This window comes from Bradyrhizobium forestalis (assembly GCF_002795245.1).
GTDB classification, from domain to species: Bacteria; Pseudomonadota; Alphaproteobacteria; order Rhizobiales; family Xanthobacteraceae; genus Bradyrhizobium; species Bradyrhizobium forestalis.
Window position 1 is genome coordinate 1 of record NZ_PGVG01000087.1, and the last position, 8,747, is coordinate 8,747.

Consider the following 8,747-nt stretch of genomic DNA (forward strand, 5'->3'; position numbering starts at 1 on the left):
CCCGGGCGCGCCGATGGCTGATCGGGACCCTACCGGCCTGAGGACCCATTCCCCCACTGATCGCGTAGTTGTAGTTTCCCGGTTGCAGAAAGAGGTGACTGAAGGCGTCATTAACGCCCAATTTGCGGCTGTTAAAACCATTAAAAGCGCCACCGGCGAGCCCGTTGTCACCGACGATTGAGAAGCCTGGAATTTCCGGGCCTGGCGTCTCGTTATGCCACATTACAGAATCGGTCGCATAGATCTGGAAGTTGTCGTCAGCGGGACTCACGACGAAGCCAGTGGTGTTGTAGGTGAGCCAAACATCGCGTTGCTGAGGTTGGTGTCCCAGCGGAGCTGGCGCTACGGTAATCACGTGATTCTGTTTGACAAAAACGCCCCAATGGTAGGTGCCTGCCGATGCGAAATGATGATAGTACGCATCGAAGTGCGTTAGCGATTGGGAATTAAACATGGACTAGCTCCTGCTAGGCGAAGTTTGCCGTGATGACTATCTCGGGGTTGATGATCGTCGGCTGGTTTATGGCGCTGATGCTCAAACTGACTTCGCGATCACCCGGGCCGCTAGCTGGAAGGAAGATCTGTTTTGCGGGGAAGCTTGTTACTTTGTACGGAATGGTAGGCGAGAAGACGTCAATCAAATTGATGATCTGCTGAATGAAGCTGTGCAATCCTGCAAGGATTGCTCGGATTACTGATCGGAGAGCATTGAGGACGGAGTCAACAAGGCCCTCAATCAAATCACCTATAAGAGGAACGCCGCCCAAAACGTCGTGAACTACCCTCTCGACCGCATCGATTGTGATGTCAATTGTTGGCGTGAAGTCGATCTGAAGCGAAAACGGATAGATTCCAAGAATGACATCCCACTCCGCGCCCTTTTGTTTTGCGGTCACGTTAAAGTTTGCCGACAGTTTGACTGGGGGGATGGGTATGGGGATTGTGGTCGATACCGAGGGCCACGTAACGCACGCTTGAGGTGTGCACCAATCAGGGCCAAATGGATTCGGGATGCAGACCCGCACGGGTGGGATGCAGATGCGCGGAAGAACGTTACCGAGGTTCAATCCCAAGGTGAGATCGACAGCACCGGAAACCGCGACGTTCTGCAGCAAAACCTGCTGACCTAGGTCGATCAGGTGTATATCCCCTCCTGATAGCTTTAGGGTTACCGCGTAGCCCGCAACGAACGGTCCCCAACTTCCCGAGCTTCGTTGATTAATTGTCTTGTCGATCGACTGCCGAATGAGTTGCGTAAGTGCATCTTGGCTGACGGCAAAGGTAAGGTCTGAAGCAGCGGCTATAGGTATCGGCAGAATCGGCCTGAGAGCGCTCGGAATCTGATTTGCGGAAACAAATGTCATGACAGACCTCCCCAAATTTGCATTTGCCCCGGGGGATTGCCCGATGGAGAATTGATCTCAGGTCCGCGCTCTAGAGTGATCTGGAACGCCCCTTGCGGGAGCAGCTTCACGGGAATCTGCAACTGCCTGAGCAGGGCGTTAAGGATTTTAGTGACGATCTGTTCGCACAAACGATCTAGATTACCAGTCCCGGAGACCAAGGCCTGCTGGGCGGAAAGCGAAACCACGGCCGACGTTCCTGCACCGATCTGAACAGGACGTCCCACCGCCCAAAAGCTGATTGTCCCGCAGAATTTTGTCGGTACACCGCCAGTGTCAGCAAGAATACACATCTTGACGTCTGTACTGATCCCAAAATGGTTTGCCGCAATAGGCAAAGGTGCGGGAGGGGCGGGATTAAATGCGCTTGGAAAGAAGCGTATCCTCGGCTCGGTGAAGGATAATGAGTATTCTATCCCGGCATTTGATCCTGGAACCGCAATCGGCTGAAGCGGTCCTATATCGGGCCCGCCGCCACCCATCGCAGGGGTTGCAAAATTGAAGTAGTGGGGACGGGCAACGAAGAGGCTATGCAGAAATTTCTGCATGCCAGTATCGGACAGACCAGCGTAGATTGAGTGTCCTTGGGTAAGCGCCATGCTTGTAGCTCCCCAAAATGCTATCGCTCGGGCGCGGCTACAAAGCCTCTCCGCAGTAGTGCCGCCAGCAGATGCGAGAGAAATGATGCGATGCACGTAATGCGGGATACATGCTACGCGAGTATTTTTTGCTAGACAAGCGGTCTGATAGCTCCTCTTTAGGAGTAACTCGATGGTTGTGGCTGGTACGCGCTGGGTAGCTGCGCTGTTACGCTATTTCGGAAACATCAACGTGCTTGATAGGCTAGCCTATCCGCGACGTTGGAGGCGAAGCGCCAAAGGCGGCTATCCGATAGGGAACTGACGCGCACGAGGTGATCCCGTATCAAGCTGCCCATGAGGCGCTGTAAAAGAACGCTGGTTCGTAGTTTAACTCGCACGGTGTCGTCCGCCTGATGCAAGTTTGCTCTATCGGGCTTCGGCCGTCGGACTACCGCCTGAACTTTGGGGTCCAGCGATCGAGCAACTCTTCATCTTCCTGCTCGTCTTCCCCATGGGTCTCTTCACCGAGAGACGCACAGGTCAGGATCGTCAAAGTCCGGCCGTACTGTCCCAAGCCTATGACCTCCTCAACAACCCGGTGAACACGGTCGCCATCCATCCAATCATTCAGATGGCATTCGGCCGCATCTCGCGCGCCCACACGAATGTTTTGGGGCTGCTGGATGAAGCGAGACGTAAGCGTTCGTTCCTGTGGGCGCCGGCGTGCCGCTGGCGCCCAATGCCGCGACGGTATCGAACACGGTATTTCCGTGTTTCAACTGAACGCCAAGGCAGGTCAGGACTTGGGCTGGCCGCGCGCAACGACGCAAGATCTCCGATTTCGTGACAAGCGCTGGGATACTGATCGCTGAATTTTGCGAGGTGCAGTCCGGCAAAGACGATTCGCGCGCAGAATTGCAACGAGCGGGTCAGTTAGAGGACAACGTACTTCTTGTCTGGCCCGCGCGCAGCACGAAGTCCACCCCGGTTTCCGACACCCTGGAGTATCTTAGAGATCGGATCATCAGCCGCATTTCCCAGCCTACCGCCCTCATTCACGGCATCGATGATCAAATCGGATGACGAAAGAAGGCTGAAAGGAATTATGCGCATGTAAAGTTTTGGTCCATTAGGAGGGCCGCTAGCCTAAGTCTGCCGCGAGCGGGGCCGCTAATTGAGTTCGTCGCTTCGAAATTTGTCGGGAAAGTATCTGATTCGTTTCGCAGGGTCCGGTTCGCTAAGTTCAGTCCCGGCCCCGCCCAGCAAGCGAACTTCCGTGCTTGAGTGGACAGACAACGTTCCATCCGTAATTGGCACAAAGAGAACCGGCATTTCCGCGCAGTAACCCCAACATTCGTCGCCAATTTCGTCCACGGCAACAACGTCTTCGAAAGGGATAAAGGCGGTCACAGTCAGCCGCGCGGAATTTTCGTTTGGAATTTCCGCCAAGAACTTGCGCAACTCGGTCTGATCTACTTCCGACAGCCAACGCTTTTCGAACTCAAGCCAAGGATGGTCATGTTCCGGAATCGCACGATTGAACATGTTTGCCACATCCCAATGCCCATCACTATCAACGTAGGCGCTGTATTCCTTGAATTCGAATCCAACGCCGCGGAAGTCCATCCCGTGACCCGGACCATCCATCGCAGCTCCTCTCCTTTATTGATGTATGGAAAGTCGCTCGCGTCTGGATCACGCAGCAGGAAGGGCGCGTACATCCTCTTGCTCAGAATTCGTGAGATTTTTCGCTTCATGGTGATCCGCGAGCGGAGCGCCGAGGCAACAGAACGTTTGCGAACTTGAAGCGAGATTCCGAAGAAGGCGAAAAGTATGTGATCGTTCTTCGGTTGTATCAGCATGGTCTCGATGTCGCTCACACTCCAAATCTGGAATTCTGAGAGACCGTTTTCGCGGACCCAGGTTGCCATGACGTCGCGCGAGGTCTTCGAAGAATCGGCCGACGCCACGAAGATGATGCCGTAAAGCGCCTTTCGCTCTTCGGCGCCTATCTCATCAAGATATTTGCGAAGCTTGGTTGGACCGATCGTCTTTTCGCGCTTGCACTGGATCAGCCACGTTCGTTCGCTGATCGGATTATCGATCGCGGATGACTCATCGTCGTCATCGTTGGTGTCATCCGGTTCTTCTGTAGTAGCATCTCCCGGCTCAATTCCGCGAACATCAAAGCCATCATCTGAGCCCGCGCGGCCTGTCGCCTCCAAGCGAAGCCACGGTCTGAAGTCATACACAAGCTGGCGAACTAGGTCTTCGAACCGGCGCGGCTCAAGATCATTGAACGGAAGTGGATTCAGTGTCCGTGTTACGGGCATCTAGCGACCGTGGCTCAGTTTCTTGAGGCGACGCGCCGGTTCAATATCAACCATCCGATAGTCTTGAGGCATTCTCACGGTCCGTCCGCTATGCAAGTTGGTCAGCGCATGATCGCCCACTTCGAATTCCTCGCCGGGCATGTCGCGCTCGATCCAATGCGCGACGCGGACAAGATTGTCAGAAGCGTAAAACAGTTGCACGGCCCGAACCGCTGATGCCACTCGTTCGAGTCGCTCCATAGCATCGCCGAGCTTCGCGCGGTGCATTCGCAGCTTATGTTGGCTATGAAGTTGCGTGTTTGAACCGACTTCGACCGCGGCCGCCAAATCCTGCAAGGCCAGATCGTATAGTACTTCGATGTTGGAGTGCTCAAAGAACGCATAGCCTTGAAGCTCATGAACCTTGCGTTCGTGCATCACGTAGAACGGAGTGCTCGGCGCGTTGCCGTAACGGCGTTCGTACTCAGCTTCCTTAATAAGGTCGCGCACCTGCTGATGAACCATCAGGGCGCGATCGACGCGAACAGCGGCGTTTCGCAGGCGCCGGAATGTCTCCGGCATTACACCTTGGAATTGACGCTGGTTCTTTGCAACGGTTCGGATCGTTGGTCGCCACTTTTCCAAAGCAGTGATAACCGCCTTAAGTTCAGGCAGGATTCGACTGAAGCCAATGATAATCCCCGCGCGCTCTAGCTCGATACCGAAATCAGCCGCAATATCGTGCCATGACTGGCCCCATAGATCGGCACCGCACTTGCTGCCGAGAATGGCAACGGAGCCGTCATCAAGCTCAACAGTAAAGCCATCACGATGACGGCGAGCCTCACATTTTGAGCAGTACGCTTTTTCCGCGGGATACTTGCTGAAGCGGTACACGTTCAAAATGCGAACCGGTGAAACGCCTTCGGGGATGTGGTTCACAAGGTTCGCCTGGTGATGCGGATCGTCAATCTCTAGCTGTCGATTGCGGAGTTCTGCATCGCTGAGTTTAGTAAAGTGTTTCGGCTCTGTAGCCATTGCGGACTCCGTATGTTCACAGAACGCATTTCAGGCATGCCGAATCGCCCACCCCGACTCGCGGGTTCCACATACCACATCTAGGGGTAAAGTCCGAAATGTGAGATGTTTTTGGCAAATGTAGTCTTGCGGGGATAAGTCGACGTCGCCAGCACGGACTCGTTTCGTTCGGCGCGACTCAGTCCGCCCAAACTGTCCTCGGCAGCCGCACGATCGCCATCAATCGTGTGCTGCTCGTCCGCATACGTCGCGTTGAAGCCGATAACTAAGTTGCTCGGTAGCCGAGGCGGTCAGCAGAGCTGCTAACATGACACCCGATCAACGGAAGATGAGCACAGAAATACGTGCAGCGCAGTTGAAGAGGGTGGAAGAAACTGATGGCGTACCAGGTCCAGAATGATCGCTTTCTAACGAAGCCGCTCGTCGTTGCCGTTGGCCTAGCCAACATGACAATCGATAGCTTGCGAGCGGCGGCAGTGTTTATCGAACAGCACGGAACGCAGGCTCTTCACTGGCAGACGGCAGCCGTCGCTGTTGAGCACGCGGATCGCGATGAGAAACTGCTCGATCATGCCACCAAGTCTTTGGAGAACGCACTGCTGACAGACGGCTTTATCAAACCGCCCGGACCGTCCAAGCAGCCGTAATAGGTACCTTTCGAGGCGGCCGCGGCAAGCGGAAGTTTCGACCAGGTTAGTCCGGGGATGGCCTGTGAATCGAGCCGGAGGAAGCAGGAAGAAGACGCCCGCGAGGGCGGAAGCTCGGCTTCCCACCGCGTCTCTGCCGATCGAAGCGGCCAGCTTTTCCATTGTTTTCGGGGTAGGCATCCACCAACTGGCGGGTCGATCGCTCATGGCGCGGTCGTGTCTCAGTTTGAAACTTTGTCGCGCCAGTTATTTTTTAGACTTATTTTGAATAGCCGTGAGTTTATGCGCGCAATCAACTTGGCGGTCGATCGAGAGAGACCCAAGCTTCGGAGAATACTGACCATGCCAGCAATCGCAATCCGGTGGCTCCCACGGAATGACTGCGGTTGTCTCCAGATCGAAGCGCGTCGCAACAGCCAAACCACATTCATCGATATCTTCTTGGGACTCGATAATTAGGTCTATTTCGCCACGTTTTGCTTTGTTCAGTTTTGAGGTGCCGTATGCAACGCGCACGGCACGACCTCCCCCAGAACCGACTCTGGATTCTAAGACAAGAGCAGGGCGTAAGCGGCCCTTTGGATCATTTGGATAGAGACACGTGATGACGTCACCGACGCGTGGAGGGCGGGAGCACCATCCAGGCTTAGCGCTTAACGCCATCTCCGAGACGCTCGATCACAGTCCATTCCTGTTGATCAAGCTTTTCGTCTGCCTTCTTTTGGATGGCAGCAACAATTTTCGGGTCAATATCATCGTCATATGAATAGGCTTCCGGCGGAAAGTCCTTAGCCTTCTTCGTTGGCTCAGTACGCCAGCCAGAAAACGAGAAATATGAAAGAAGGGCTTGCGCGTTCATCAAGGTAGCTCCCCTTGCGCCTCTATTTGGCGCCATACCTTTTCCGCCGAATTAGTTTTGACGGAACCGGCCGGGATGTCCATAGGCTCACAACCTATGGGGTTAATATGGCTTCGCAGTGGCTTCCTAGTTACACTTCCGTAAGTCACATTGTGGGGACCAAACGTTCAAAAGCCGTGAATGTTAGGTCAGATATACTGACATAAGTACGAATTCTCAAGGCCCGTGCACCCGAGCTAGTCTAGCCCGAGCCGGGTTCGACGCCAATCTATGCTATGGTTTAGCGCTCCTCTGTGATTTGGATCAATTTCGCGCCTAAAGGTCTCAAGGGCGAGAAGCGCTACGAGGAACCGTCCAGGAGCGCCATGCTGATCGGCAGGATCCCGGGCGCCAAGGCCGCCCCAATTGGCTCCGGGGTGTGTGGACGTGGACGGCTACTCTGCTCTGCTCTTGGTCGATGCCGGTAGCGCTTGCGCGCCGCCTTCGCATGACGCGATCGTGCGTAAAGTGAAGTCCCAGCGCATTCAGAACTTCGCCCTCGCATCTCATCGAGGCACGACTTGTGAGCGCTGGAACATATAGAGAACAGACATCGAGTTCCAACCAAGGGACGCGCGATGATTTTTCCCGCCGCGATCGGCCGGGTCCAAATTGTAAGTCGCAAAACAGGATGGCGTGTCGGAACCGGCCACTCCCGACCGTCTTCAGTCCGAGGCATCCCGAAACGGAGTTCTGCGTACATGGCCCCCCGCGCCAACTGGAAAGGCTTCCTGCGTCTATCCCTGGTCACCTGCCCGGTCGCGCTGTACCAGGCCACCTCCGAATCCGAGAAGATCTCGTTCAATCAACTCAACCGGCAGACCGGCCATCGCATCAAGTATCTCAAGGTCGACGCTGATACCGGCGACGAGGTGCAGAACGAGGATATCGTCAAAGGCTACATGCTCGAAAAAGACCAGTTTATCGAGGTGACGAAGGAAGAACTCGACGAGATCGCGCTAGAGTCCACGCGTACCATCGAGATCGACGAGTTCGTCGAGAAGTCCGAGATCGATCCACGTTACTTGATCCGGCCCTACTATCTGCGTCCCGATGGGAAGGTCGGCCACGACGCTTTTGCGGTCATCCGCGAGACCATCCGTGAAATGAACAAGGTTGCGATCGGCCGGGTCGTGCTCACCAATCGCGACCATATCATCGCGCTCGAGGCGATGGACAAAGGTCTGGTCGGTACCTTGCTGCGCTACCCCTACGAAGTGCGCAGCGAGGAGGAGTATTTCGACGAGATCCAGGACGTCAAAGTTACGAAGGACATGCTGGACCTGGCCAAGCACATCGTGAACCAGAAGTCCGGGCGGTTCGAGCCTGACAAGTTCGAGGATCAGTACGAAACTGCGTTGATCGATCTCATCAACCAGAAGCGGGCGGGCAAGCCGATCACTCCGAAGGAACGGCCGCGGGGCGAGAACGTGGTCGATCTGATGGAAGCGCTCCGCCGTAGTGTCGGGAGGGAGGCAGAGACAGTGCCTGCGACGGCGCCGAAGAAATCAACCAAAAAGTCGCGCAAGACCACGACCGGCCAAAAGGAGATGCTGATGCCGATCGCCGGCAAGAAGCTGGTGACCTTGCCCCCTCGACTTAATCCAGATTGAAGTTCGCTCTGGCCCATATGAGGACCAGAGCATGAAGCGCAGCCGCTTTACGGAAGAGATGGGGTATTCGGTCCCGATCGTCTGACCTATTTGCTGCGCGGCACGTTTTGGCTGACGATCATGGACCAACTCCATCCGAAGGAGAAAAGTCATGATCTACGTCGGCCTCGATGTTTCGCTGAATTCCGTTGCGGTATGTGCGGTGGACGAGACCGGAAAGCTTATCCGGGAGGGAACCACCTTGGCGGACGCGCC

Annotated in this window: 10 protein-coding genes; 2 read left to right on the top strand and 8 right to left on the bottom strand. The window is 55.2% G+C overall.

From position 1 onward, the window contains the following. From CVM73_RS38365 to CVM73_RS38385, 6 genes are all read right to left on the bottom strand, one after another. A partial coding sequence (locus tag CVM73_RS38365) for a cupredoxin domain-containing protein (RefSeq protein WP_146006739.1) occupies nucleotides 1-454 on the bottom strand: 454 nt, incomplete at its 3' end. A 13-nt stretch (nucleotides 455-467) separates the two neighbouring features. Further along, a complete protein-coding gene (locus CVM73_RS39565) occupies nucleotides 468-1,364 on the bottom strand; it encodes a hypothetical protein (RefSeq protein ID WP_146006740.1) in 897 nt (298 codons plus the stop codon). After that, a complete protein-coding gene (locus tag CVM73_RS39570) occupies nucleotides 1,361-1,951 on the bottom strand; it encodes a hypothetical protein (RefSeq protein WP_146006741.1) in 591 nt (196 codons plus the stop codon). Before CVM73_RS39570 ends, CVM73_RS39565 begins: the two co-directional genes overlap by 4 nt. A gap of 1,203 nt (nucleotides 1,952-3,154) precedes the next feature. After that, on the bottom strand, nucleotides 3,155-3,529 hold the full coding sequence (locus tag CVM73_RS39575) for a hypothetical protein (protein WP_146006742.1): 375 nt from the start codon (nucleotides 3,527-3,529) through the stop codon (nucleotides 3,155-3,157). Further along, entirely contained in the window at nucleotides 3,457-4,317 is an 861-nt protein-coding gene (locus tag CVM73_RS38380; protein ID WP_100236895.1) for a PDDEXK family nuclease, read from the bottom strand. Before CVM73_RS38380 ends, CVM73_RS39575 begins: the two co-directional genes overlap by 73 nt. After that, nucleotides 4,318-5,334, bottom strand: a complete 1,017-nt coding sequence (locus CVM73_RS38385) for a hypothetical protein (RefSeq protein ID WP_100236896.1) — start codon at nucleotides 5,332-5,334, stop codon at nucleotides 4,318-4,320. 377 nt (nucleotides 5,335-5,711) lie between these two features. Between CVM73_RS38385 and CVM73_RS40595 the strand changes: the two genes are divergently transcribed. Beyond that, on the top strand, nucleotides 5,712-5,981 hold the full coding sequence (locus CVM73_RS40595; RefSeq protein ID WP_167407305.1) for a hypothetical protein: 270 nt from the start codon (nucleotides 5,712-5,714) through the stop codon (nucleotides 5,979-5,981). A gap of 246 nt (nucleotides 5,982-6,227) precedes the next feature. Here CVM73_RS40595 and CVM73_RS39580 read toward each other — a convergent pair whose 3' ends face one another. Continuing rightward, nucleotides 6,228-6,497: a hypothetical protein gene (locus CVM73_RS39580; protein WP_146006743.1), complete on the bottom strand. Its 270-nt coding sequence runs from the start codon at nucleotides 6,495-6,497 to the stop codon at nucleotides 6,228-6,230. A 130-nt stretch (nucleotides 6,498-6,627) separates the two neighbouring features. After that, on the bottom strand, nucleotides 6,628-6,840 hold the full coding sequence (locus CVM73_RS38395) for a hypothetical protein (protein WP_100236898.1): 213 nt from the start codon (nucleotides 6,838-6,840) through the stop codon (nucleotides 6,628-6,630). Between the two features lie 740 nt (nucleotides 6,841-7,580). Between CVM73_RS38395 and ku the strand changes: the two genes are divergently transcribed. After that, nucleotides 7,581-8,492 carry a non-homologous end joining protein Ku gene (ku, locus tag CVM73_RS38400; protein WP_100236899.1) on the top strand — a complete coding sequence of 304 codons (912 nt, stop codon included), beginning with the start codon at nucleotides 7,581-7,583 and terminating at the stop codon, nucleotides 8,490-8,492. Nucleotides 8,493-8,747 lie beyond the last annotated feature (255 nt).

What these genes read in the sequence shown, in the direction of transcription:
- CVM73_RS39565 (WP_146006740.1), bottom strand. Translation starts at nt 1,364, where the DNA reads ATGACATTTGTTTCCGCAAATCAGATTCCGAGCGCTCTCAGGCCGATT.
- CVM73_RS39570 (WP_146006741.1), bottom strand. Translation starts at nt 1,951, where the DNA reads ATGCAGAAATTTCTGCATAGCCTCTTCGTTGCCCGTCCCCACTACTTC.
- CVM73_RS39575 (WP_146006742.1), bottom strand. Translation starts at nt 3,529, where the DNA reads ATGTTCAATCGTGCGATTCCGGAACATGACCATCCTTGGCTTGAGTTC.
- CVM73_RS38380 (WP_100236895.1), bottom strand. Translation starts at nt 4,317, where the DNA reads ATGCCCGTAACACGGACACTGAATCCACTTCCGTTCAATGATCTTGAG.
- CVM73_RS38385 (WP_100236896.1), bottom strand. Translation starts at nt 5,334, where the DNA reads ATGGCTACAGAGCCGAAACACTTTACTAAACTCAGCGATGCAGAACTC.
- CVM73_RS40595 (WP_167407305.1), top strand. Translation starts at nt 5,712, where the DNA reads ATGGCGTACCAGGTCCAGAATGATCGCTTTCTAACGAAGCCGCTCGTC.
- CVM73_RS38395 (WP_100236898.1), bottom strand. Translation starts at nt 6,840, where the DNA reads ATGAACGCGCAAGCCCTTCTTTCATATTTCTCGTTTTCTGGCTGGCGT.
- ku (WP_100236899.1), top strand. Translation starts at nt 7,581, where the DNA reads ATGGCCCCCCGCGCCAACTGGAAAGGCTTCCTGCGTCTATCCCTGGTC.